The organism is Klebsiella sp. GG_Kp175, from assembly GCF_040062325.1.
Taxonomy (GTDB): domain Bacteria; phylum Pseudomonadota; class Gammaproteobacteria; order Enterobacterales; family Enterobacteriaceae; genus Klebsiella; species Klebsiella quasipneumoniae.
Map to the genome: position 1 here is coordinate 104,243 of NZ_JBEAFX010000004.1, position 21,034 is coordinate 125,276.

Annotated in this window: 28 protein-coding genes and 1 pseudogene; 18 read left to right on the forward strand and 11 right to left on the reverse strand. The window is 53.8% G+C overall.

All coding sequences use genetic code 11. The annotated features are described in order from the left end of the window. Nucleotides 1-21 precede the first annotated feature (21 nt). Genes mnmA through rluE form a run of 3 tightly spaced genes read right to left on the reverse strand, consistent with a single transcriptional unit; the run spans nt 22 to nt 2,310 of the window. Nucleotides 22-1,128 carry a tRNA 2-thiouridine(34) synthase MnmA gene (mnmA, locus tag ABLU73_RS09130; protein ID WP_012542211.1) on the reverse strand — a complete coding sequence of 369 codons (1,107 nt, stop codon included), beginning with the start codon at nt 1,126-1,128 and terminating at the stop codon, nt 22-24. 56 nt (nt 1,129-1,184) lie between these two features. Then, nucleotides 1,185-1,643: an NUDIX hydrolase gene (locus ABLU73_RS09135; protein WP_348850153.1), complete on the reverse strand. Its 459-nt coding sequence runs from the start codon at nt 1,641-1,643 to the stop codon at nt 1,185-1,187. A 16-nt stretch (nt 1,644-1,659) separates the two neighbouring features. Continuing rightward, complete coding sequence (rluE, locus tag ABLU73_RS09140) at nt 1,660-2,310, reverse strand: 23S rRNA pseudouridine(2457) synthase RluE (RefSeq protein WP_048294490.1); 651 nt, start codon at nt 2,308-2,310, stop codon at nt 1,660-1,662. Nucleotides 2,311-2,550: 240 nt separating this feature from the next. On the opposite strand from rluE, the gene icd reads away from it, so the two are divergent. The 5 genes from icd to ABLU73_RS09165 all read left to right on the forward strand — a co-directional run bounded on the left by icd (nt 2,551) and on the right by ABLU73_RS09165 (nt 6,623). Continuing rightward, nucleotides 2,551-3,801, forward strand: a complete 1,251-nt coding sequence (gene icd, locus ABLU73_RS09145) for an NADP-dependent isocitrate dehydrogenase (protein WP_004150800.1) — start codon at nt 2,551-2,553, stop codon at nt 3,799-3,801. A 595-nt stretch (nt 3,802-4,396) separates the two neighbouring features. After that, nucleotides 4,397-4,663: a hypothetical protein gene (locus ABLU73_RS09150; RefSeq protein WP_264923555.1), complete on the forward strand. Its 267-nt coding sequence runs from the start codon at nt 4,397-4,399 to the stop codon at nt 4,661-4,663. Between the two features lie 798 nt (nt 4,664-5,461). Next, entirely contained in the window at nt 5,462-5,848 is a 387-nt protein-coding gene (locus ABLU73_RS09155) for a hypothetical protein (protein WP_032452458.1), read from the forward strand. After that, the gene (gene yecR / locus ABLU73_RS09160) at nt 5,845-6,183 is read left to right on the forward strand and encodes a YecR family lipoprotein (RefSeq protein WP_050442630.1); all 339 of its coding nucleotides are present in this window, start codon (nt 5,845-5,847) and stop codon (nt 6,181-6,183) included. Before ABLU73_RS09155 ends, yecR begins: the two co-directional genes overlap by 4 nt. 20 nt (nt 6,184-6,203) lie before the next feature. Next, nucleotides 6,204-6,623, forward strand: coding sequence for a hypothetical protein (locus ABLU73_RS09165; RefSeq protein ID WP_177951921.1), 420 nt, complete (start codon nt 6,204-6,206; stop codon nt 6,621-6,623). 203 nt (nt 6,624-6,826) lie between these two features. On the opposite strand, the gene ABLU73_RS09170 is transcribed toward ABLU73_RS09165, so the two are convergent. From ABLU73_RS09170 to ABLU73_RS09185, 4 genes are all read right to left on the reverse strand, one after another. Further along, on the reverse strand, nt 6,827-7,597 hold the full coding sequence (locus ABLU73_RS09170; RefSeq protein WP_264923554.1) for a winged helix-turn-helix domain-containing protein: 771 nt from the start codon (nt 7,595-7,597) through the stop codon (nt 6,827-6,829). Further along, entirely contained in the window at nt 7,594-7,986 is a 393-nt protein-coding gene (locus tag ABLU73_RS09175) for an amino acid-binding ACT domain-containing protein (RefSeq protein ID WP_004203705.1), read from the reverse strand. The genes ABLU73_RS09170 and ABLU73_RS09175 overlap by 4 nt, the downstream gene beginning before the upstream one ends. Further along, nucleotides 7,979-8,302, reverse strand: a complete 324-nt coding sequence (locus tag ABLU73_RS09180; RefSeq protein WP_108450528.1) for an antibiotic biosynthesis monooxygenase — start codon at nt 8,300-8,302, stop codon at nt 7,979-7,981. Before ABLU73_RS09180 ends, ABLU73_RS09175 begins: the two co-directional genes overlap by 8 nt. A gap of 136 nt (nt 8,303-8,438) precedes the next feature. Continuing rightward, nucleotides 8,439-8,912, reverse strand: a complete 474-nt coding sequence (locus ABLU73_RS09185; protein WP_004203707.1) for an OsmC family protein — start codon at nt 8,910-8,912, stop codon at nt 8,439-8,441. 157 nt (nt 8,913-9,069) lie between these two features. Between ABLU73_RS09185 and ABLU73_RS09190 the strand changes: the two genes are divergently transcribed. Beyond that, on the forward strand, nt 9,070-9,711 hold the full coding sequence (locus tag ABLU73_RS09190; protein WP_004203708.1) for a GntR family transcriptional regulator: 642 nt from the start codon (nt 9,070-9,072) through the stop codon (nt 9,709-9,711). Nucleotides 9,712-10,001: 290 nt separating this feature from the next. Continuing rightward, entirely contained in the window at nt 10,002-10,547 is a 546-nt protein-coding gene (locus ABLU73_RS09195) for a cysteine hydrolase family protein (protein ID WP_048323823.1), read from the forward strand. A gap of 54 nt (nt 10,548-10,601) precedes the next feature. Here ABLU73_RS09195 and ABLU73_RS09200 read toward each other — a convergent pair whose 3' ends face one another. Both ABLU73_RS09200 and ABLU73_RS09205 read right to left on the reverse strand, forming a co-directional pair. After that, the gene (locus tag ABLU73_RS09200; RefSeq protein WP_264923553.1) at nt 10,602-10,829 is read right to left on the reverse strand and encodes a DUF1272 domain-containing protein; all 228 of its coding nucleotides are present in this window, start codon (nt 10,827-10,829) and stop codon (nt 10,602-10,604) included. A gap of 111 nt (nt 10,830-10,940) precedes the next feature. Further along, nucleotides 10,941-12,134, reverse strand: a complete 1,194-nt coding sequence (locus ABLU73_RS09205; RefSeq protein ID WP_348850154.1) for a zinc-dependent alcohol dehydrogenase — start codon at nt 12,132-12,134, stop codon at nt 10,941-10,943. Between the two features lie 110 nt (nt 12,135-12,244). Here ABLU73_RS09205 and ABLU73_RS09210 point away from each other — a divergent pair, with 110 nt between their 5' ends. The 7 genes from ABLU73_RS09210 to cydB all read left to right on the forward strand — a co-directional run bounded on the left by ABLU73_RS09210 (nt 12,245) and on the right by cydB (nt 17,440). After that, nucleotides 12,245-12,445 (forward strand): hypothetical protein, encoded by a 201-nt coding sequence (locus ABLU73_RS09210; protein WP_139988879.1) that lies wholly within the window; start codon nt 12,245-12,247, stop codon nt 12,443-12,445. A gap of 319 nt (nt 12,446-12,764) precedes the next feature. Then, on the forward strand, nt 12,765-12,950 hold the full coding sequence (locus ABLU73_RS09215; protein ID WP_004150795.1) for a general stress protein: 186 nt from the start codon (nt 12,765-12,767) through the stop codon (nt 12,948-12,950). Between the two features lie 90 nt (nt 12,951-13,040). After that, complete coding sequence (locus ABLU73_RS09220; RefSeq protein WP_008807707.1) at nt 13,041-13,535, forward strand: ferritin-like domain-containing protein; 495 nt, start codon at nt 13,041-13,043, stop codon at nt 13,533-13,535. A gap of 26 nt (nt 13,536-13,561) precedes the next feature. Beyond that, complete coding sequence (locus ABLU73_RS09225) at nt 13,562-14,068, forward strand: ferritin-like domain-containing protein (protein WP_004203713.1); 507 nt, start codon at nt 13,562-13,564, stop codon at nt 14,066-14,068. Between the two features lie 16 nt (nt 14,069-14,084). Beyond that, nucleotides 14,085-14,972 carry a manganese catalase family protein gene (locus ABLU73_RS09230; RefSeq protein WP_004140512.1) on the forward strand — a complete coding sequence of 296 codons (888 nt, stop codon included), beginning with the start codon at nt 14,085-14,087 and terminating at the stop codon, nt 14,970-14,972. A 54-nt stretch (nt 14,973-15,026) separates the two neighbouring features. Next, the gene (locus ABLU73_RS09235) at nt 15,027-16,433 is read left to right on the forward strand and encodes a cytochrome ubiquinol oxidase subunit I (RefSeq protein ID WP_004203714.1); all 1,407 of its coding nucleotides are present in this window, start codon (nt 15,027-15,029) and stop codon (nt 16,431-16,433) included. Then, on the forward strand, nt 16,430-17,440 hold the full coding sequence (cydB, locus tag ABLU73_RS09240) for a cytochrome d ubiquinol oxidase subunit II (protein ID WP_023317966.1): 1,011 nt from the start codon (nt 16,430-16,432) through the stop codon (nt 17,438-17,440). Before ABLU73_RS09235 ends, cydB begins: the two co-directional genes overlap by 4 nt. A gap of 135 nt (nt 17,441-17,575) precedes the next feature. Here the strand turns inward: cydB and ABLU73_RS09245 are convergent. Next, nucleotides 17,576-17,749 (reverse strand): annotated as a pseudogene (locus ABLU73_RS09245) (FUSC family protein); the annotation flags it as partial. 27 nt (nt 17,750-17,776) lie between these two features. Beyond that, entirely contained in the window at nt 17,777-17,974 is a 198-nt protein-coding gene (locus ABLU73_RS09250) for a hypothetical protein (protein WP_004203716.1), read from the reverse strand. A 567-nt stretch (nt 17,975-18,541) separates the two neighbouring features. Here ABLU73_RS09250 and ABLU73_RS09255 point away from each other — a divergent pair. The 4 genes from ABLU73_RS09255 (at nt 18,542) to ABLU73_RS09270 (ending at nt 21,034) form a co-directional block, all read left to right on the forward strand. Next, on the forward strand, nt 18,542-19,174 hold the full coding sequence (locus ABLU73_RS09255) for a helix-turn-helix domain-containing protein (protein WP_048323830.1): 633 nt from the start codon (nt 18,542-18,544) through the stop codon (nt 19,172-19,174). Nucleotides 19,175-19,219: 45 nt separating this feature from the next. Then, nucleotides 19,220-19,375 carry a hypothetical protein gene (locus ABLU73_RS09260; protein WP_032425982.1) on the forward strand — a complete coding sequence of 52 codons (156 nt, stop codon included), beginning with the start codon at nt 19,220-19,222 and terminating at the stop codon, nt 19,373-19,375. A gap of 426 nt (nt 19,376-19,801) precedes the next feature. Continuing rightward, nucleotides 19,802-20,488: an EAL domain-containing protein gene (locus ABLU73_RS09265; protein ID WP_004203719.1), complete on the forward strand. Its 687-nt coding sequence runs from the start codon at nt 19,802-19,804 to the stop codon at nt 20,486-20,488. Between the two features lie 135 nt (nt 20,489-20,623). Continuing rightward, nucleotides 20,624-21,034 (forward strand): Spy/CpxP family protein refolding chaperone, encoded by a 411-nt coding sequence (locus tag ABLU73_RS09270; protein WP_017898654.1) that lies wholly within the window; start codon nt 20,624-20,626, stop codon nt 21,032-21,034.

The window sequence follows — 21,034 nt, forward strand, 5'->3', positions numbered from 1 at the left end:
CCCGGCGGAAATAACGCGCGTTCAGGACTGCAGAGGCAGTCGTTGTTCAATAATTCCGCCGCCGAGACACACTTCACCCAAATAGAATACCGCGGACTGGCCCGGTGTCACCGCCGCGACCGGCTCATCGAAGCGGACTTCGATACGGTCTTCATCCAGCGCGGTAACGGTGCAGGGGATATCGGTCTGGCGATAGCGGGTTTTCACCGTGCAGCGCAGGGTGCCCTGCAGCGGTTCACGGTCAACCCAGTGCAGCTGTTGGGCAATCAGACCGACGGACATCAGGCGCGGGTGGTCATGGCCCTGGGCGACGATAAGAATATTATTCTCAACGTCTTTATCGACCACGTACCATGGATCTTCACTACCCTCTTTGGTGCCGCCGATACCCAGCCCTTTACGCTGGCCCAGGGTGTGGTACATCAACCCCTGATGGGTACCGATCTCCTCGCCGTCGACGGTGAGGATTTTGCCCGGCTGCGCCGGCAGGTAACGGCCAAGGAAATCGCGGAATTTACGCTCGCCGATAAAGCAGATGCCGGTGGAATCTTTTTTCTTCGCGGTGATCAGATCCAGCTCTTCGGCGATCTTACGCACCTGCGGTTTTTCCAGTTCACCCACCGGGAACAGGCTCTGGGCAATCTGCTCGTGGCTGAGGGTATAAAGGAAGTAGCTCTGATCTTTATTGCCGTCGAGTCCGCGCAGCAGCTGGCTTTTACCGTCGACATCGGCGCGGCGCACATAGTGCCCGGTGGCGATGTAGTCGGCGCCGAGGTCTTCGGCAGCAAACTCGAGAAAGGCTTTAAATTTGATCTCTTTATTGCACAGAATATCCGGGTTCGGCGTGCGGCCGGCTTTGTACTCTTCCAGGAAGAGCTCAAAGACGTTATCCCAATATTCGGCGGCAAAGTTAACGGTGTGCAGTTCAATGCCCAGCTTATCGCAGACCGCTTGCGCATCGGCAAGGTCGGCGGCGGCGGTGCAGTATTCCTCGCCGTCGTCTTCCTCCCAGTTCTTCATGAACAGGCCTTCCACCTTATACCCTTGTTGCAGCAACAGGTACGCGGAGACCGAGGAGTCGACGCCGCCGGACATGCCGACGATCACTTTTTTCTGGCTTTCTGACATGGAAATACTCGCTACATTGAACTTCGAGGCGGCGTATTCTAGCACGCGCTCACCGTTCATTCACCCCCTGTGAACGGCCAGTTAAAGGCGCCAATCAGCGACAGCGGCTGCAGCGGGTCCTGCAGGTAGCAGCGAATGCTTTCGGCAACCAGCGGCGAGCGCAGGTTTGGCGCGTTAAGAATTTCCTCAGCACTGAGCCACAGGCAGCGATCGATATCGCTGTCGTGCGGTTCAGTGGCGCACGGATCGCTAAGTTCGATAGCGAACAGGAAGCGCAGAAACGGGGTGTTATCGGGAGCCAGCCACTGATGCATGCGGATGAAGTGCTGCGGCGTGGCGCGAATGCCGGTCTCTTCCCACAGTTCACGTTCGGCGGCCTGCAGCAGCGTTTCATTGGCCTCGAGATGGCCCGCCGGCTGGTTCCACAGCGCTTTGCCGTTAATGGTTTCTTCGACGATGAGAAATTTATCCTGGGCGTGAACCACGCAGGCAACGGTGACATGAGGTTTAAACATCACTTTTCCTTTTCAGTTATTCGGCTTTGCGCCAGTCGCCGTTGGCCAGTCCGTCGAGCGTATAGCCGCCCATGGCGTAGCGGATCAGACGCAGGGTGGGGAAGCCGACGTGGGCGGTCATCCGGCGCACCTGGCGGTTGCGTCCCTCGTAGAGCGTAATTTTCAGCCAGCGGGTGGGAATCAATTTGCGCTCACGAATCGGCGGGTTGCGCGGCCACAGCCAGACGGGTTCCTCCACAAGTTCTACGCCGGCAGGCAGGGTGGGGCCGTCGTTGAGGGTGACGCCGTCGCGCAAGGCGGTCAGCGCCTCGGGCGTGGGTTCGCCTTCCACCTGAACATAGTAGATCTTGCCGGTGCGCTTACCCGGCTGGGTCAGCTTCGCCTGCAGCGCGCCGTCGTTGGTCAGCACCAGCAGGCCTTCGCTGTCGCGATCGAGCCGACCGGCAGCGTAGACGCCCGCCACCGGAATAAAATCTTTCAGCGTGCTGCGCCCGGCCTCGTCGGTAAATTGCGGCAACACATCATAGGGTTTATTGAACAAGATCACAGTTTTTGGCTGGCGTTCTTTACGTTGTCTGGTGACTTGTTGTGTGCTGAATCGCTCAACGCGATGTTTTCTAAATGAAGTTTTCTGCATGGTATTTTCAGGCTCTATCAATTGCCGCATTATAGCCTAATTACGAATGCCTTTCATGGACGCAAACATTCAGGTAGTATTGACATGCTCATTACAAATTATTAACAAAAAATTGCTCAAACCGATTCGCACTACAGGCAGGAAGGCGACACGGACGCGATAGCTCCGGTTAGCGGGAAGACCCGGTACTCCGAAGCTGGCCGACTCAGCCAACACCAGGCTCGCGTGAAGAGGGAAGAGCAGAACCAGAAGCGCTCGAAGGAGAGGTTAATGGAAAGCAAAGTAGTAGTTCCGGCGGAAGGTCAAAAAATCACCCTGCAAAACGGCAAACTGAACGTCCCTCACAATCCGATTATCCCGTTCATTGAAGGTGACGGTATCGGCGTTGACGTTACCCCAGCGATGCTGAAAGTGGTTGATGCCGCCGTTGAGAAAGCCTATAAGGGCGAGCGTAAAATTTCCTGGATGGAAGTTTACACCGGTGAGAAATCGACCCACGTCTATGGCCAGGATGTCTGGCTGCCAGCTGAAACCCTCGATCTGATTCGTGACTACCGCGTTGCTATCAAAGGTCCTCTGACTACCCCAGTCGGCGGCGGCATTCGTTCCCTGAACGTGGCGCTGCGCCAGGAGCTGGATCTCTACGTCTGCCTGCGTCCGGTACGTTACTACCAGGGCACCCCGAGCCCGGTTAAGCACCCGGAACTGACCGACATGGTTATCTTCCGTGAAAACTCCGAAGATATCTATGCAGGCATCGAGTGGAAAGCCGACTCTGCTGAAGCAGACAAAGTGATCAAATTCCTGCGCGATGAGATGGGCGTGAAGAAAATTCGCTTCCCGGAACATTGCGGCATCGGCATCAAGCCGTGCTCTGAAGAAGGCACCAAACGTCTGGTTCGTGCAGCCATTGAGTATGCGATCACCAACGATCGTGATTCCGTCACTCTGGTGCACAAAGGCAACATTATGAAGTTCACCGAAGGCGCGTTCAAAGACTGGGGCTACCAGCTGGCTCGCGAAGAGTTCGGCGGCGAGCTGATCGACGGCGGCCCGTGGGTGAAAATCAAGAACCCGAACACCGGTAAAGAGATCGTGGTAAAAGACGTGATCGCCGACGCCTTCCTGCAGCAGATCCTGCTGCGTCCTGCGGAATACGACGTTATCGCCTGTATGAACCTCAACGGCGACTACATCTCTGACGCGCTGGCGGCACAGGTTGGCGGTATCGGTATCGCCCCGGGCGCCAATATCGGCGACGAGTGCGCGCTGTTCGAAGCGACTCACGGTACTGCGCCGAAGTATGCTGGCCAGGACAAAGTGAACCCGGGCTCCATCATCCTGTCCGCAGAGATGATGCTGCGCCACATGCAGTGGTTCGAAGCCGCAGACCTGATCGTTAAAGGCATGGAAGGCGCTATCGCCGCCAAGACCGTGACCTATGACTTCGAACGTCTGATGGAAGGCGCTAAACTGCTGAAATGTAGCGAGTTTGGCGACGCGATTATCGCGAACATGTAATCTGGCCCCCAGATTATGTCAAAACGGGAACCTGGTGGTTCCCGTTTTTATTATTAGTTTTCGAACGGTTAACAAAATTTTATCAAAACAAATTATCAAAACCCCTCCCGAAAAACCTCATAAGGCCACTTCTTTCCACTCCTTACCTCGATCACCAGGTGACCTATCCTTTGCTGTTGCTTTTTATGTACGAGCACATTGACTGGTCTCCCCATTGGTTAATACATGAGCGATGTGAGCCTCGACATTATAAATTACGTGAGGGCAACCCAATGAAGAAGCAATGCACCAATAAAGCGAACATCCCTATTTTTCACGCAGTTGAAGCAGTCAGTTCTGCCAGGGACCTCTGCCGCAAGCATGCTACTTCAGTCGACACTTTGTACACACCGTTTCATGAGGAAGGGGATAAACGGGGCGCATCTGAACCTGAAGAAGAAAAGAATCGCCGGATATTTGGTGAAATATTCTGAAATCCACACAAAAAGTAATGGGATATTTCTTGAAGAATAGGTCATTTACTCTTATTTTATGCTGCAAAATAATTAAATGTTTAGTGGGGCTTCCCCTCGAAAATAATTAATGATGATACAACATGAATAATACAACAGGCGCTTCCGTTCCATCGGTCACGCTCGCACAGTTTCCAGTCGAACGCCCGTCAGAATTTAATGCAAATATTAATTTTTTGTGTGCTGTTATTGAATGTGAGTTAACACATCTAATCATAGCTATTAACAATAAATATAATCCAACCATTTGCACCGAATTACACAACCTTTTTGAATTGCAAAAAAACTTCGCAAAGATCAGTGATGAATTATTTTATGCGCTGGGTGTCGCTAATGAAAAACAAGCCTGAGGACTCCGTCGGTCATCCGCCGCGGCCTTTTACAGTACGTATGGCATGGCGGTACTTGAGTCGGTGGTGGTTAGCTTTTTATATCATGATTTTGATAAAACTTGCTTATGTTATCATGAATTATCACAGGGGGAATTAATGTGAATGCATATTATTTATCAGTGGGCAATAAAATACGCAATGAGCTTCATGGGGTTAATCTGTAAGTCTTGCCCCATTCCGATATGATAAGATGAAGCTTATACTGGGGTGGCAGGAATAGAGATAACAAAACATACTAGAGTTATGCATCTTCCCGTGGCGAGAAATTAATCATCGATAAAGCGATGTATTGACATTACCTCAATAAAAAAACACATTTCACAAGTTAATAACTTTGTGTTCTCATTCTTTTTGCTGACAATTGCCCGATCTTACGAGTACGGGAAAAGTAAAAGCCAGACACTTGAAACATCCAACCCTTATCAAAAATACAGGATTATAAATGGAAAAGGATTAATACCTTCATTGTTGTCACGATGTTATTCCTGGCTAGCCCTGCTTTTGGGGACGTCATTACGCAGATGAGAAGTGAGGCAAATGAGATATCAGGGGCCGCTCACGTTATTTGCTACCAAGGCCTGCAGTTGATTCATGGGCTCATAGTCGAAAGCAACGCTGTATGCGGCAGGAGACGTGCTGGGTCTGTTGCTTGGTGATTCATCTACTGGAACGAAGAGCGTATCAGCCTGGATCGACAGTCGACCGTTGAAGCACTGATTTATAAATTTGAATATAACCACATGGAAACACAACTATATGATGAAGAAAATCCCCCCCACCGCGCTGCTGTTAGCTTGCGCACTGGTTGGTTGCACCGTAAACCAAATAAACGATCAGGAAAAGCACGTCGCGAAGTTTCGCGAAACCAGGAGCCTTTACAACAAAGCGCTACTGCGCTGCGAGGAGATCGCTAACAAGAAATATCATGGCCAGTTGTATGGCTCTGTCCGGGTTGAAGGTGAAGCGCGTGTCGCGGTCTCCCGCGGGTATGAGAAAGAGCGCCGTGTCTGCGCTGACAATTATGACCGGAAAATGAGAGCATTGTGGGATGCTCAACCTGCCGATGTTCATGCGTTTTATGAGCAGCGCCGCGCTGAATTGCATCAAGAAAACAACGCCGTTAATGAAGAGGCAAAAAGATGAACATCCTGAAGACGCTTTCTGGCGTAGCACTGACGACGGCGCTGGCCGGGTGTGCCGTTCCCCCTCCAATGGGCGTCACTAACGCGAGCCGCGCTGACGCTACCGTTAAATTTTCGTACCTGCTAAACGGTAGCCAGCCTGCTAACTTCACGCCGACCTTTAACGGCGCGCAGGAGAAGGCGGCGGCAATCTGCAAAAAATGGGGGTACACCGGCGCGGAGGCTGTCGATGAACTCGCCAAAACTGAATGCTCCGAGACGAATATATTCATCCGCGGTTGCCTGAAAGGCGAAGTGTCAAAACTGTACATGTGTAGTGGCAAGATCCAACAATAGAGAAAATAATGAAAAAATTGATGATAGCAATCACCCTGGCGACCGTCGCTGCAGCACCGGCACACGCCATTAACGCTAAATATCGCGAACAGCTGGAGCGCTCCGGATGCAATGAGATGAACGCCGGGCAGGGCTGCGACATCCACAAAACTAAAGCGCAAAACGCTGCAGAAGCGAAGAAGAGCCAGAACTTTTCGAAATTCGCTGGTACCTACTCCGTTTTCCTTCGGAATGGTCAGCGCATTGGCAACAAAATCATTGTGGTGAAGCCCCATGAGGTGCGTTACAACGGCCACCTGGCGGAGCGCCCGCGGGTCGTCAACGGCGTGCTGCTGTTTTCCGTGCAGGAGGCACAATTCTCCATCACCAGCACGCACGGTAATGAGCTGGGAACTTGGTTCAACGATGCGAACAATACCGGCGGCACTATCGGCCGATAGGCTGCCCGGAAAAAAGACCCGCTGCGGCGGGTTTTTTTACACCACCGCTTCCTCCAGTGTCGCGAGTGGAGAAAGCAGGTAATACGAAGCTAGTGTTTAATTTTGAGCTCGGCAGCGTCGGCAATAAATATATGCTGGAGCTGAAAAAGGGTGCCCGGAACTAAACCATTTTCTGCAGGTACGCCAGAAAAAATGTGAGTAATCTATGCGTTGCGCTCACTATGATTAACGTTTTCTGGTGGCTCAACATAGTCTAATCCGCGGATGCTATCTTTGAGATTAAACAGCCGGGACAGCGCCGCTCTGCCGCTATCCGTCACTTGCACTTCCCGATATCCCGGCGCGCGGGTTATCCATCCTTTCTGCTCAAACAGCGCCATCAGCGCCGAACCGGCGTCGCCTCCCAGATGAAAACGTCTTTCGCTCCAGTCAAGACAGGGGCAACAAGGCTTACGTCGCGGGCGAGCGTTAAGTACCGCGCCCAGGCTTTCAAGCTGGATTTTACCGGCTGACGTCAGGGACTGCCCATCGGCCGCCAGCCATTTTTCCCGCAGCATAAACTCATAAATCTTCACCGCCAGTTCGCCCGCCAGATGGTCGTAGCAGGTGCGGGCATAGCGAAGCGTCACCGGCGTGCTGGTGGCCAGCGCCTTATGCGCCTGCATTGAGACGCCCATCAGGTTTTCCAGCAGCCCGGCGATATGCGGGCCCGCCAGGCGGTAATAGCGGTGGCGCCCCTGCGCGAGACACACCACCAGCCCGTTGCTGAGCAGCCGGGCAAGATGTCCGCTGGTGGTGGAGGCGGAGACCTCGGCGACCGTGCTGAGCTCGGTCGCCGTCCATGCGCGCCCGTCCATCAGCGCGCAGAGAATGCTGACCCTTGACGGGTCAGAGAGGGCAGAGGCCACCATCGCCATCGCGGTTTCCAGTGCCGCCTCTGGCTCACTGTCTTGCTGCGTTTTCAGGAGATTCATTCAGAAAGTATGGCCCATTTTTTGGTCACTTCCGCTGCCCGGGTGTCATCATCGGTAAGAAGAATGAGCCGGTTACGGTGGTCGCTGTACTGTACCAGAATATTAATACCGTTGCGGGCAAGGGTGTCGGCAATGTCTCCCAGTTCCCCGGGGCGTTCCTGGGGTAACTTACGTATCAGAGGACGGCATACATCGCTGACCGTAAAGCCGGCCTCGGTCAGCACCCTGCGGGCTGTCTCACCGTCCTCCACCAGAAAATGCGCATGTCCGGCATCAGGCGTGGTGAATACCCCACCACCTTCGAGGCCCACACCGTTGTTGCCCAGCGCTATACCCATTGCGCCAAGCGAGCCCGGCGTGTTGCTGAGAATGATGTGAATATCATACATCTGGCTGTGCTCCCCGATCCGATGAGTAATCCCGGAACACGCGGGCAACGCGTATTCTGTAGTATGAAAAAATCGATGCTTTGCCTTCGCGCTGGGCAGCCAGATGCCGCTCATTTTGCTGCCAGTTGGCCACCGATGCTTCATCTTCCCACCAGGATAGCGAAAGGATTTTGCTGGGCGAATTCAGGCTCTGAAAACGCTCGATGGCAATAAACCCCGGCGTGTCTGAAAGCAAAGGCGTCAGCCCGGCCGCCAGCTGAAGATATCTTTCCTGTGCTTCCGGTAAGGCGTCGGCCTCAAAAAGTACTGCAATCATAAGTCTGCTCCGTGGTGAATGTCCGTGCAGTCTAATGACGACCAGAGCAGGATGCTTCGGCGTGCAGCGAAGTGTGGCTGAGGTTGGATACCCCAGCCACATTTCCTGCGCACCGGATGATCGCGCCAGAAACGAGTTACTCTGCGTTAAAGATAATAAATTCAGGCTGGTAGCTGACCGGGAAATTGACCGATCGGGCGATAAAACAGACGTGATGGATCTGCTGATGAAGGGCCGCGGCGGCGTCGAGATCGGTACCTGGTAATACGGTGATTTTCGGCCGGAGGGTAGCAGAAATAAAGCGACCCGCGCCCCCTTTTAATACTTCACCCGTTGCCACCGGCGAGTCCTGATATTCCATGACCGTAATGCCGGCATCTGAGGCCAGATGTAAGTACCACAGCATGTGACAGGCAGAGAGAGAAGAGAGCAGGAGATCTTCCGGGTTCATTTTGCCGGGATCGCCGCCCAGTAATGGATCATTTGAACAATGAATGGGTTCTTTTCCCTTTACCGCGATATCCCAGGTCCGGGCATAAGCCTTGTAACCCGAGGTACCCGTGCCCTGATTGCCGGTCCATGTGATATGACTGGTATAAGCATGTTCCATTGGTTTGCCTTTCTCTGTAGAGGGATGAATTTCTTCACTGCGGTATCGTCCAGTTGCATTGCCTGAACGAAGCCGCAGGTAGAATCGCAAGGTTGTCATGACGTTGGCTCGAATGGTATAATGGTATACCATTTATGAATGATGTAAAGAGAGCCAAATGAACGCTGCTACCCGTTCGACCGCCGATATCCTTGCCAGTGAGTTAAAAATCTTAATCAACAAGGGGGCATTGCGAGATGGCGACCGGCTTGTGGAGCGCGACCTGGCCTGCCAGTTTTCTGTCAGCCGTATCCCAATGAGAGAAGCGATACAGCAGCTTGAGCGCGAAGGTCTGGTTGAGATTTTCAGAAATCGTGGCGCGGTGGTGAAAACGCTGACGGCCGCAGATGTCGATGAAATTTATCAGCTGCGGGCACTCCTGGAAGGTGAAGCCATTTTTCATAGCCTGGAGAATATGGACCCGGAAACGCTTGCCCGGGCAGAGCTGGTGCATCAGCTGCTGAGTAGCGCTTCTGAACCCGAGCTGCAGGGGAGGTATAACCGCGAGTTTCATGAACTGCTGTATCGGAAGTGTAACAATCAGCGCCTGTTGAAGATGATCGGTGAATTGCGCGAGCAGATTGAAAGATATGAGCTTTTTCAGAACAGACTGCTGTCGGATACGCTGAAATTCCAGGATGAGCATCAGCAGATCCTGATGGCCTGCCAGCAAAATAATCCACAGGAGGCTCGGGCATATACTGTGAAACATATTCTTTCAGCAGGTGAAATCCTTCGCGCCTATATTGTAAGCCGTTAATGGTTGCGTAAAGCGGCTGCGTTGTTCACGCATAAATTGCCATCCGTCTCAGCTCAATGCTATAAGAAAAGAGCCGTTTTAATGGCGCTTATGTTTTATCTGTAAAGAATAAGTGAAGGTCAGATAATGATTACGTCAGTGCAGCCAACCACCACCGTCACCACCACGACCGTAACCTGCGGTGGTGTGGGCGTATCTGTGACCGGCTCCTGACAAACAGATCCTCACTCCCCGCCAATGTGGACGGGGAGAGACCTCTCCGTTCGTGACAGACTGAATGGAGACCCATCATGATTTCATCTGAGGATGCCCTGTTAATTATCGATATGCAGCAGGGGCTTTTCCGTGGCCCGGTTTCCCCGTATCAGGCCGATGCGCTTCTGGCGAACGTTTGCCTGCTGATTGAAAAAGCGAGACAGGCTGAGGTGCCCGTCTTCTTTGCCCGCCATACCGGAGCTGACGACTCTCCGTTCTCCGCGCAAAGTCCATTAACTCAACTGCTGCCTGAGATGGGTGTTAACGGCGAGCGGGATATCGTCTTTATTAAAAAGTACCCTTCCTGTTTTCAGCAAACTGACCTTGCGCATCAGCTCGCTCAGGCCGGCGTAAAACAGCTGGTTATTGCCGGGATGAAAACCGAATTCTGCGTGGACACGACCTGCCGAGCGGCATCGGCGCTGGGATTACGGACGGTGCTGATCTCAGATGCGCACTCAACCATGGATAACGAACGTTTATCAGCGCCTGACATCATTGGCCATCACAATGTCACCCTTGCCGGGCCATTTGTGACGCTGTCGACCGCCGCAGAGTGGCGCTTTTCGGCAGCGAAATAAGGATGAAGAAAGGGAGCCCGAGGGCTCCTTTTCGCTACGCCTGCTCATCCGGTTTTACTGCCCATGGCGGAGCAGGGTGGAGGCGGGGTGGCGCCGGAGCGCCTCTTCGGGACGCACCGGACGCCGCACTAGTTCGCCGCCGCAGTTCGGGCAATGGCCGTTAAGCCGCGCCGTCATGCAGTCCTGGCAAAAGGTGCACTCGAACGAACAGATAAACGCTTCGCGTGAGTCTGGCGGCAGATCTTTATCACAGCATTCGCAATTCGGGCGTAACTCGAGCATTTCCTTCCCCTGTGGTTAACGGCTGTATCAGCGACGGCCGGCCAGCGCATGCTGTTTTTATAGCACGGCGCAGACTGGCCTCCGAGGGATTTCGCTGCGTTAATCTCCGCCTCAAAGCGTTGCCTTTCCGGGCTGCATCCCCGGCACGAGGATCACTTTGCGGCATGCCTCTTCACGTTTCTCAAAGATCTGATAGCCGCGCGCGGCCTCCTCCAGAGGCATATGGTGAGTGACAATCTCCTCCGGGGTGAGCAACCCTTGCTCAATAAGCGCCAGTAGATCCGGCAACCAGGCATGGACGTGGGTTTGCCCCATTCTGAAGGTCAGCCCCTTATCAAAGGCATCGCCAAACATAAATCCGTGAATGAAACCGGCGTAAACCCCGGGCACGCTGACGATGCCGCCGCGGCGCACGGCAGCGATGCACTGGCGCAGCGCTTTCCCGCTGCTGCCCTCGATTTTCAGGGTGCTGAGGACGGTTTCCGTAAGACTGCCTTTCGCCTCGAAGCCGACGGCGTCAATCACCGCATCGACGCCGCGATGGCCGGCGGTGTTGTCGATAATCCACTGCGCCGGATCGTCATGGTGGTCGAAGTTTATCGGGATCGCGCCATAGCGCCGCTGCGCGAAGTCGAGTCGGTAATCGTTATGATCGATGATAAATATCTGCTCTGCGCCATTGAGCCTGGCGCAGGAGGCACACAGCAGGCCAACCGGGCCGGCGCCAAAAATAGCCACGCTGCTGCCGGGTTTGACCTCGGCGTTTTTTACCGCCTGCCAGGCGGTAGGCAGAATATCTGACAGAAACAGCACCTTTTCATCGGGTAAGGTGTCCGGCACTTTAAACGGTCCGGTATTGGCTTTGGGAACGCGCACATATTCCGCCTGGCCGCCGGGGATCCCGCCGTACAAATCGCTGTAGCCGAACAGGGCCGCCGGTGGCGAAATGCCTTTTCGGTTGAGCGTCGCCCCCTGGCCGCTATTGGTGCTTTCGCAGGCGGCATATTGCTGCAGGCGACAAAAGAAGCAGTCTCCGCAGGCGATGACAAACGGGATAACCACCCGATCGCCTTTACGAACCGCGGTGACCTCGGAACCTGCTTCCACCACTTCCCCCATAAATTCATGGCCGAAAATATCACCATGGTGCGTGCCGGGGATCTTACCGCGGTAAAGGTGCAGATCGGAACCGCAGATCGCCGTCGCCGTGACGCGCAGAATAATATCGTCCGGCGCCTCAAGGGCCGGGTCGGGCATGGTGTCGACGCTGACATGATGGGGGCCATGATAATTGAGTGCTTTCATAAAGTCTTCTCCTGGAGAGAATGGCTGATAGCAGCAGGCGAAAAGGCATTGTGACCTAACGTTATTGCCGCCGATAAACCACAGTAAAAATAAAGCGTAGAGTACTTATAATGGAACTGCGTGATATTCCACTCAGTGAATGTATTCCACGCTTCGCTTATTTAGCGGCTGGTTTGTTGAGGTTATTTGAGGTTATTTGCCTATTCCCCTTATGTATGCCAGGCTTAATCGGGCATGATATTCGCTCCGTTTTATTTTCCAGCCGCTTCCCCAGCGGCTTTTTTTTGGCCTTAAAAAAAGAAAAAATCTGAATTTCAACCAGACTAAGGGCAGTACTGCCGCTTCGTTATATAACCCAACAGGAGTACTCCGCCAGTATAAATAATTCTTTGCCACAGTGGTGCTCTGTGTGCATTATTTCCCTGAACACAGTAAGTTAGCGGTAATGTACCGTTTGGTTATTTTTGATGTGTTTTGTAGAATTATTCCGAATTACTCCTAAAAGGCATCAAAAACACGGGGTAATAATTTGACTAACCAGCATTACTCGCTAGATTTAAATATCGAACGACGAGTGATACGGAATATTTTCGTATCGTACTGACATAACCGATATACATGAGGTGAAATATGGCAGAGCATCGTGGTGGTTCCGGAAATTTTGCTGAAGACCGTGAAAAAGCTTCTGAAGCAGGTCGTAAAGGTGGTCAGCACAGCGGCGGGAACTTTAAAAATGATCCGCAGCGTGCGTCTGAAGCGGGTAAAAAAGGCGGACAAAACAGCCACGGTGGTGGCCGCAAGTCCGATAATTCCTGATTATCCTTTTCCTTGCACCCTGAAGTGAAAGTATCTCCTGCGAGTCTGTCACAGACTCGCAGTTATTTTCTGACTCCAGAAGGTATTTCTATGAATATGAAAAGCATTGAAGATGTATTTATTCACCTGCTCTCAGATACCTACAGCGCAGAGAAACAATTAACCCGCGGGCTGGCAAAACTGGCCAGAGCGGCGTCCAGTGAAAAACTCAGCGCGGCGTTCAATGCTCATCTTGAAGAAACCCAGGGCCAGATTGAACGTATCGACCAGATTATTGAGCAGGAATCTGGTCTGAAAATCAAACGCATGAAATGCGTGGCCATGGAAGGATTGATCGAAGAGGCCAATGAAGTCGTTGAGAGCACGGAAAAAAATGAGGTACGCGATGCCGCGTTAATTGCCGCTGCGCAAAAGGTCGAGCATTACGAAATTGCCAGTTACGGTACCTTGGTTACCCTGGCGGAACAGTTGGGTTATAAAAAAGCGGTCAAACTGCTGGCCGAAACCCTGGAAGAAGAAAAGCAAACCGATGTTAAATTAACCGACCTGGCGGTAGGTAATATTAATAAAAAAGCGGAAAAATAAACGCTCCCTGACACGAGGAAATCACGATGAATCACATTGAACATTATCATGACTGGCTACGAGATGCGCATGCCATGGAAAAACAGGCAGAATCCATGCTGGAATCAATGGCTGGCCGTATCGATAATTATCCGGATCTCCGTGCCAGAATCGAACAGCATATTAATGAGACCAAACGGCAAATTACCGTGCTGGAAGAGATCCTCGACCGCAACGACATTTCGCGCTCGGTGATTAAAGATTCGATGAGTAAAATGGCGGCTCTCGGTCAGTCCATTGGCGGAATGTTTCCTTCCGATGAAATCGTCAAAGGCTCGATCAGCGGGTACGTTTTCGAGCAGTTTGAGATCGCCTGCTATACCTCTCTGCTGGCGGCCGCTGAAAAAGCGGGCGATACCGCCTCCATCCCAGCCATTGAGGCCATCCTGGCGGAAGAGCGGGAAATGGCCGACTGGCTGATCAAACATATTCCTCAGACCACGGAGCAGTTTCTCCTGCGTTCAGATGCTGACGGCGTAGAAGCGAAAAAATAACCCAGGAGGCAGGCCTATGTTTCGTCATGTGAAACAACTGCAGTATACCGTGCGCGTTGCTGAACCCAACCCGGGGCTCGCGAATTTACTGCTCGAACAGTTTGGCGGCCCTCAGGGCGAGCTGGCCGCCGCGTGTCGTTATTTCACTCAGGGATTAAGCGATGACGATCCCGGCCGTAAAGACATGCTGATGGATATCGCGACAGAGGAGCTAAGCCATCTGGAGATCATTGGCACCCTGGTCGGCATGCTAAATAAAGGCGCCAAAGGGGCGCTGGCGGAGGGCACCGAGAGCGAGGCGGAACTCTATCGTTCGCTCACCGCCAACGGCAACGACAGCCATATTACGTCGCTGCTCTACGGCGGCGGTACTCCGCTGACCAACTCGGCGGGCGTGCCGTGGACAGCGGCCTACATTGATACTATCGGCGAACCCACCGCAGACCTGCGATCGAACGTCGCGGCGGAGGCGAGGGCGAAGATCGTCTATGAACGGCTGATCAACGTGACCGACGATCCCGGCGTGAAGGACGCGCTGGCGTTCCTGATGACTCGCGAAGCGGCGCATCAGCTCTCTTTTGAGAAAGCGCTGCAGTCGATTCGTAATAACTATCCACCGGGCAAACTGCCGCCCATTAGCGAGTACGCGAACACCTACTACAATATGTCTGAGGGTGGAGAAGTACGCGGCAGCTGGAACAGTGACAAACACTTCGATTATGTCAAGGATCCGCAGCCGGCCGTGGATGGCGGAGATGGCAGCGCCTCTGTCGGCCTGACGCCGGAGCAGGAAGCGCTGTGCAAAGCGATGCTGAAGCGAACACAGTCTGACCCGCAGGGTGATCCTTTGACCGGCGCCGAACTCGGCGCCGGTAAGCAAAACACGTCATCATCGGCTAAGTGATGTTCGCATAAGCCCCGGCTGCGGCCGGGGCGTTTCACAATGATGGTGCGGATTATGTTTGAATTTGACGCGTTTCATCTGGCCCGACTGCAATTTGCCTTTACCGTTTCCTTCCATATTCTGTTTCCGGCCATCACCATCGGCCTTGCCAGCTACCTTGTGGTGCTGGAGGGGATGTGGCTGAGAACCCGGGATAACGTCTGGCGCTCGCTCTACAACTTCTGGCTGAAAATTTTCGCCGTCAATTTTGGTATGGGCGTGGTTTCCGGATTAGTCATGTCCTATCAGTTCGGCACCAACTGGAGCGGATTCTCTCAATTTGCCGGCAGTATTACCGGCCCGCTGCTGCTGTATGAAGTGCTGACAGCCTTCTTCCTCGAAGCGGGATTCCTCGGCGTGATGCTGTTCGGCTGGAGCAAGGTGCCGCCAGCGCTGCATTTTTTTACCACCTGCATGGTAGCCCTTGGCACCCTGGTCTCCACCTTCTGGATCCTCGCCTCCAATAGCTGGATGCAGACGCCGCAGGGTTTTACCCTCGAAAATGGCCACCTCATCCCGCAGGACTGGCTGGCGATTATCTTTAATCCCTCGTTCCCGTATCGCTTATTCCATATGGCGATCGCCGCGTTTCTCAGTAGCGCCATGTTCGTCGGGGCCTCCGCCGCCTGGCATCTGCTGCGCGGCAATGACTCGCCGGCCATCCGCAAAATGCTGTCGATGGCGATGTGGATGGCGCTGCTGGTGGCGCCGATCCAGGCGGTGGTGGGTGATATGCACGGTCTTAATACCCTCGAACATCAGCCGGCGAAGATTGCGGCGATTGAGGGGCACTGGGAAAACCGGCCCGGCGAGGCCACCCCGTTGCTGCTGTTTGGTCTGCCGGATATGGAGCAGGAGCGCACCCGCTATGGCCTGGAGATCCCGGCGCTCGGCAGCCTGATCCTCACCCATAGCCTGCATAAGCAGGTGCCGGCCCTGAAAGATTTCCCGAAAGAGGACCGGCCCTATTCGCCCGCCGTGTTCTGGTCGTTTCGCATTATGGTTGGGATGGGGGTGTTGATGATCGCCTTAGGGATCTGCAGCGCCTGGCTTCGCTATCGGCGGCGGCTGTACCATTCGCGTCCCTTCCAGTGGTTTGCGCTCTGTATGGGGCCCGCCGGTCTGATTGCGCTGGTCGCCGGGTGGGTGACCACCGAGATGGGCCGTCAGCCGTGGGTGATCTACGGTTTGCTGCGCACCCGGGACGCGGTGTCGTTGCACAGCACGCTGCAGATGGCCATCAGCCTGCTGGTGTTTATCGTGGTCTACTGCGCGGTGTTTGGCGTGGGGTATTACTATATCTTCCGGCTTATCAAAAAAGGGCCGCAGCCGGTGACGGAGCTGACCTCGCAAACCGCAGGCACCCCGGCGCGTCCGCTCTCGGCGGCAGAGCCGGTGCGGGATGAGGAGAACGCATCATGAGCATCGATATCTCGGTGATTTGGTTTGTCATCATTGTCTTCGCCACGTTGATGTATATCGTGATGGATGGTTTCGATTTAGGCATCGGAATGCTGTTCAGCGTGGTGCATGACGCCGAAGAGCGCGACGTGATGGTTAACAGCGTGGCGCCCGTCTGGGATGGTAACGAAACCTGGCTGGTGCTCGGCGGGGCAGGGCTGTTCGGCGCCTTTCCGTTGGCTTACGCGGTGATCACCGATGCGCTGGTTATCCCGCTGACGGCGATGCTCATCGGCCTGATTTTCCGCGGCGTGGCGTTTGAGTTTCGTTTTAAAGCGGTTCCCTCGCATCGCACCTTCTGGGACTATGCCTTCGCCGGCGGCTCGCTGCTGGCGACCTTCAGCCAGGGGATTGTCGTCGGCGCCTTTATCAACGGCTTTGCGGTGGCTGACCGCCGCTTCGCCGGCTCGACGCTGGACTGGCTTACCCCCTTCAATCTGTTCTGCGGTCTGGGGCTGGTAGTAGCCTATCTGCTGTTGGGCACCACGTGGCTGATCATGAAAAGCGAAGGCGCGTTGCAGCAACGGATGCGCGAGCTGACCCGCAAGGCGCTGCTGGCGTTGATGGCGGTGATCGCGGTGGTCAGCGTCTGGACGCCGTTGGGCTGGCGCTACGTGGCGGAACGCTGGTTTACGCTGCCCAATTTCTTCTGGTTCGTGCCGGTGCCGATCCTGGTGCTGACCCTGAGCTTGTGGATCTGGCGCCTGAGCGCGCGCCCCGCAAGCCATGCTCGTCCCTTTATCCTGACGCTGGGCCTGATATTCCTCGGCTTCAGCGGGCTGGGAATCAGCGTCTGGCCGAACATTATTCCGCCGCACATCTCCCTGTGGGATGCCGCCGCGCCGCCCTCCAGCCAGGTATTTATGCTGCCGGGGGCGCTGCTGATCATCCCGGTGATCCTGATGTATACCGCCTGGAGCTATTACGTTTTTCGCGGCAAAGTGTCCGGCAGCGAAGGCTATCACTGAGCGAGATACGCGCCGGCGGCCCGGGAATGAACCAGGTAGTCGCGGGCAGACCGGCGATCCGTTCCCTCCTTGCTTGGGCAGGGTGTCAATATGGGGGCGCACCGGCAGCCCGAAGCCGTCGGTCAGGTCGGCGCTTAAGATACCGATCATTATCTTCTCCACCCGGATCACCGCAGGGTCAAAAAGGGTTCCGGGCCTGGAGACGGCGGCAAAGCCCAACATGCGCAAGGTGTCACCCGCCAACAGGAAAGCGTACCCACGCGATGTGCGTTCAATCAGGGGCAGGCTGTGACTCCCTGCGAGCCACAGAGCCCGCCAGGAAGGGTGGGCTGGGGCTTACGCTTTCGGCGACTTGATCTTAATAATAAATCGCTCATTCACCCGGGTGATCCTCGCGCCAATGTCGCCAAACTCGGTGGCGATTTTAAAAAAATCGTCTGCGGCGACGTCAAAATCGAGTTCGATTTTCTGATGTTGTCCTGTCGCCAGTAATTCATAGAAATGGTCAAGGCTGCGGGCTTTTTCGCTGGGCATCGTATTTCTCCATGGTCAACCAATCAGCAGGGCGTTTATGACTTATAGCGCATTCCGGATTATTCAGCAGAATGGTAATGGCGCCTGATATAAGATTATGCAATGACAGTAAGAGTGAGGTAGGGCGATATTATTCCGTGTTGTTAAACCGTGCGGTCGCGCGTTTGCCGGCGATACCATGACGGCAGGAACCATCCTGCGGCGTCGGCTGATGATAGACATTGTTTGATGACAATTTGATGTCAGTAAAATGAACCTGCAAGGGCTCGGGATTTCATATCGCTAAATAATTTTTAATCTGTGGCTGTTAAGGTAGTTCTTAACTACCTTATGGTGATGGGGCTTTATTTTTATGGCCAACGGCGAGGGAACAACGATGCAATTACTTGATTTATTCGCAGGCTTATTGTGGTTAAGCAGCGTTATTTTCCTGCTGTTTGTTCTTGATGTAGTCATCACCCGTTATCTTTATCGTAAATAACCGACAGAGGCGACGGCGCTGGGCATAGGGTACCGCGCCGGAGGATGATAGTATAACGCCGGGACTGATTCAGGAAGGAATGTGCGGTGCTCGGGAGAATTGATTACGATATTGAAAAATACCAGTTTACCGAAGCCGGTGAAACGTCGCGGCTGCGGGAGCAGTGGCGAGAAGTCTATCAGGAGTGCCGTCAGCTGCAGGCCGGGGCAGAGGAGCGTCTGCGCATTGCGTTGCTGAACGTCGACTATGTCACCAGCTTCGAGCTGCCTTTTCGCCTGCTGCTGGTGCGCGCGCCGCAGCTGATCGCCGACGTCCGCGAGACGCTGCAGCTCAGTCGTAAAGCCGCCGTTTTCAACGGCAAACGTTACGGCTGCGTCTACAGTTTGAAGCAGGATTTACAGGCTGTACCGGAGAGCTTTCATTACCACCTGACAAACCGTATTCGTCGCGTCGAGGCGACGGGCCAGACGGCGGCGCCGTACCAGCAGATCGCCCGGGAGATTAAACCAGCCCGGGATCGACTCCGGCAGGCATTAATCGCCGGCCTGCCGGTTACCGCGTTGGATGCCCTGTTCTGGTTCGGCAGTCAGCGGGTAGCGGCGGACATTGCCCAGCTGCGCCGGTCCGGTATGGCCATTGTCACTGAGGAGGTGGAGGTCTGCGACACTCTGTTCAATACCACCCGGCGGGTACCGGTTTATCGTCTGGCCAGCGCGTGAGCGGGCCTCCCTTCGCCCAGCCGCTGCCTCTGCAGGCAGTCGACCATTGCTCCATCAAACCAGACGCACAGGCCTCTGGCGGCATGCCGCGGAGCCGGTTCCAGCCACGCGCTGGCGCTGAGCATGACTAGCATCAGCGCCAGCGGTACCCCGTATATTCTTCTCACTACCCTTTTCCCACTTCGCCTCTTTTGCCAGTAAGGTAGCGGGAAAATATGACGTTTCGTTGACCCGTCTGCCTGATTTATCGCCTGCAGACGGCGTGGCAGGCGGGCCGTGCCGGGTGATGCGTTATTGATCTTCGGCATAAAAATGCCAAAAACTGGCGGCTTGTTTTTTTTCGGTTTTATTACTCCATGCTTTTTTCCCCGTAGAGAAAAAGCATGAAGCCGCAATGCCTGGTGATGGATTATTTTGTAACTAGCTGGTTTGAAACGATATTTTAATTTTGACTTAGGTGGGTATGACAGCGGTGGCAAATTTATATTAATTCACTTTACCGATCAATAAATTATATCTTGATAGCTTTTGGCTATCGAATGTTTCTTATCGATCATTTTAAACTATTTTTGTTGGCGGGAAATATATGACATGCTTTAACCCTTTCTTATTTCTGGTATTTTTTAAATGGTTAAAGAAAACGTGAAAAATACCTCTTATCGCTTCGTTCTGGAGCCCGCTATTAGCGATGATGGTGCCTACCACTCGTGGGAATTGCTCACTAAAGACATTATAGCACCCGCACAAAATAACACCTCCGCGCCCACGTTTTCTTTCTCCACGCTCACCGAACGCGACAAGCTTGCACTATTTACCCGGCAAATCGAATTGCTTTCCGTCTTTGATTTTTCCCAGGTCGATAATAAGCCGATCTCGCTGAATATTGATGATTTATTAAGCCATTTTATTCTGACCGACCGCTATCTGTGTGATTTTCTGCGCGCCAGTAAATACATCGCCCTGGAAATAAATGAGAATTTTCATGAGTTTATCGCCGGTCGCGAACTGACGGCGCTGAGCACGCTGGCGGCGCTTTGCCCGGTCTGGCTGGATGACTTTGGACGCGGACGCACGACTTTCCGGCTGCTGGAGCGATTTCGCTTCGATTGCGTCAAAGTGGATAAAGATTATTTCTGGGACAAAGAAAACGATCCCGCTTTGCCTGGGCTGTTACAGGCTATTCATACCCTGACCGGGCATGTGATTGTGGAGGGGATCGAAACCGAAAAGCAAAAACGGTTAATCACTGCGGCCGGGGATATCATTGGTCAGGGCCGTTACTGGAAGGATGAATATATCTTTCTCTGCTGCTGAGCCCCCACCGGGGCGAGGTTTCGGTGACCTGCCATTCTTTTCTTATCCAGTTTTAAACGAATGCTTTGTTACAGATAGGCTTTATTCCCGCGATGATAATCCCGTCTCTTTTACTTGCCTGAAGGATAACTCATTGTGAATACACGCTTGCGTAACACCCTGATCGCCATTGCGCTGACCACCTGCTTCACCGCCGCCAGCCAGGCGTCGACCTCGGCTGACGTGCCGTCTGTCTCGCAGGACCCGGTCGTCCAGCATCTGAAGCTGAGTGAGGAGCAGGTCGCCAAAATCCAGGCGCTGCGTCAGGGATTCGAAAACAATGTGAGCCAGATTAAAATCAGCGGCTATCAGGACGGCGCCCTGGCCGACGTTATTCACTCCGGGAAATGGGATGAAGCTAAAGTCAAACAGCAGCTGGCTGCTTTTGGCCAGCTGGATCAGCAGGTGCGCTACTATCGTGTGAAATACTACTTTGACGTCAGCCAGGTGCTGACTGCCGAGCAGCGTGAGCAGGTGAAAAAAGACCTCGCCGCGGCGATTAATTAA

Coding starts and splice junctions, on each gene's coding strand:
- mnmA (WP_012542211.1), bottom strand. CDS start 1,128: ATGTCAGAAAGCCAGAAAAAAGTGATCGTCGGCATGTCCGGCGGCGTC.
- ABLU73_RS09135 (WP_348850153.1), bottom strand. CDS start 1,643: ATGTTTAAACCTCATGTCACCGTTGCCTGCGTGGTTCACGCCCAGGAT.
- rluE (WP_048294490.1), bottom strand. CDS start 2,310: ATGCGGCAATTGATAGAGCCTGAAAATACCATGCAGAAAACTTCATTT.
- icd (WP_004150800.1), top strand. CDS start 2,551: ATGGAAAGCAAAGTAGTAGTTCCGGCGGAAGGTCAAAAAATCACCCTG.
- ABLU73_RS09150 (WP_264923555.1), top strand. CDS start 4,397: ATGAATAATACAACAGGCGCTTCCGTTCCATCGGTCACGCTCGCACAG.
- ABLU73_RS09155 (WP_032452458.1), top strand. CDS start 5,462: ATGATGAAGAAAATCCCCCCCACCGCGCTGCTGTTAGCTTGCGCACTG.
- yecR (WP_050442630.1), top strand. CDS start 5,845: ATGAACATCCTGAAGACGCTTTCTGGCGTAGCACTGACGACGGCGCTG.
- ABLU73_RS09165 (WP_177951921.1), top strand. CDS start 6,204: ATGATAGCAATCACCCTGGCGACCGTCGCTGCAGCACCGGCACACGCC.
- ABLU73_RS09170 (WP_264923554.1), bottom strand. CDS start 7,597: ATGAATCTCCTGAAAACGCAGCAAGACAGTGAGCCAGAGGCGGCACTG.
- ABLU73_RS09175 (WP_004203705.1), bottom strand. CDS start 7,986: ATGTATGATATTCACATCATTCTCAGCAACACGCCGGGCTCGCTTGGC.
- ABLU73_RS09180 (WP_108450528.1), bottom strand. CDS start 8,302: ATGATTGCAGTACTTTTTGAGGCCGACGCCTTACCGGAAGCACAGGAA.
- ABLU73_RS09185 (WP_004203707.1), bottom strand. CDS start 8,912: ATGGAACATGCTTATACCAGTCATATCACATGGACCGGCAATCAGGGC.
- ABLU73_RS09190 (WP_004203708.1), top strand. CDS start 9,070: ATGAACGCTGCTACCCGTTCGACCGCCGATATCCTTGCCAGTGAGTTA.
- ABLU73_RS09195 (WP_048323823.1), top strand. CDS start 10,002: ATGATTTCATCTGAGGATGCCCTGTTAATTATCGATATGCAGCAGGGG.
- ABLU73_RS09200 (WP_264923553.1), bottom strand. CDS start 10,829: ATGCTCGAGTTACGCCCGAATTGCGAATGCTGTGATAAAGATCTGCCG.
- ABLU73_RS09205 (WP_348850154.1), bottom strand. CDS start 12,134: ATGAAAGCACTCAATTATCATGGCCCCCATCATGTCAGCGTCGACACC.
- ABLU73_RS09210 (WP_139988879.1), top strand. CDS start 12,245: ATGGAACTGCGTGATATTCCACTCAGTGAATGTATTCCACGCTTCGCT.
- ABLU73_RS09215 (WP_004150795.1), top strand. CDS start 12,765: ATGGCAGAGCATCGTGGTGGTTCCGGAAATTTTGCTGAAGACCGTGAA.
- ABLU73_RS09220 (WP_008807707.1), top strand. CDS start 13,041: ATGAATATGAAAAGCATTGAAGATGTATTTATTCACCTGCTCTCAGAT.
- ABLU73_RS09225 (WP_004203713.1), top strand. CDS start 13,562: ATGAATCACATTGAACATTATCATGACTGGCTACGAGATGCGCATGCC.
- ABLU73_RS09230 (WP_004140512.1), top strand. CDS start 14,085: ATGTTTCGTCATGTGAAACAACTGCAGTATACCGTGCGCGTTGCTGAA.
- ABLU73_RS09235 (WP_004203714.1), top strand. CDS start 15,027: ATGTTTGAATTTGACGCGTTTCATCTGGCCCGACTGCAATTTGCCTTT.
- cydB (WP_023317966.1), top strand. CDS start 16,430: ATGAGCATCGATATCTCGGTGATTTGGTTTGTCATCATTGTCTTCGCC.
- ABLU73_RS09250 (WP_004203716.1), bottom strand. CDS start 17,974: ATGCCCAGCGAAAAAGCCCGCAGCCTTGACCATTTCTATGAATTACTG.
- ABLU73_RS09265 (WP_004203719.1), top strand. CDS start 19,802: ATGGTTAAAGAAAACGTGAAAAATACCTCTTATCGCTTCGTTCTGGAG.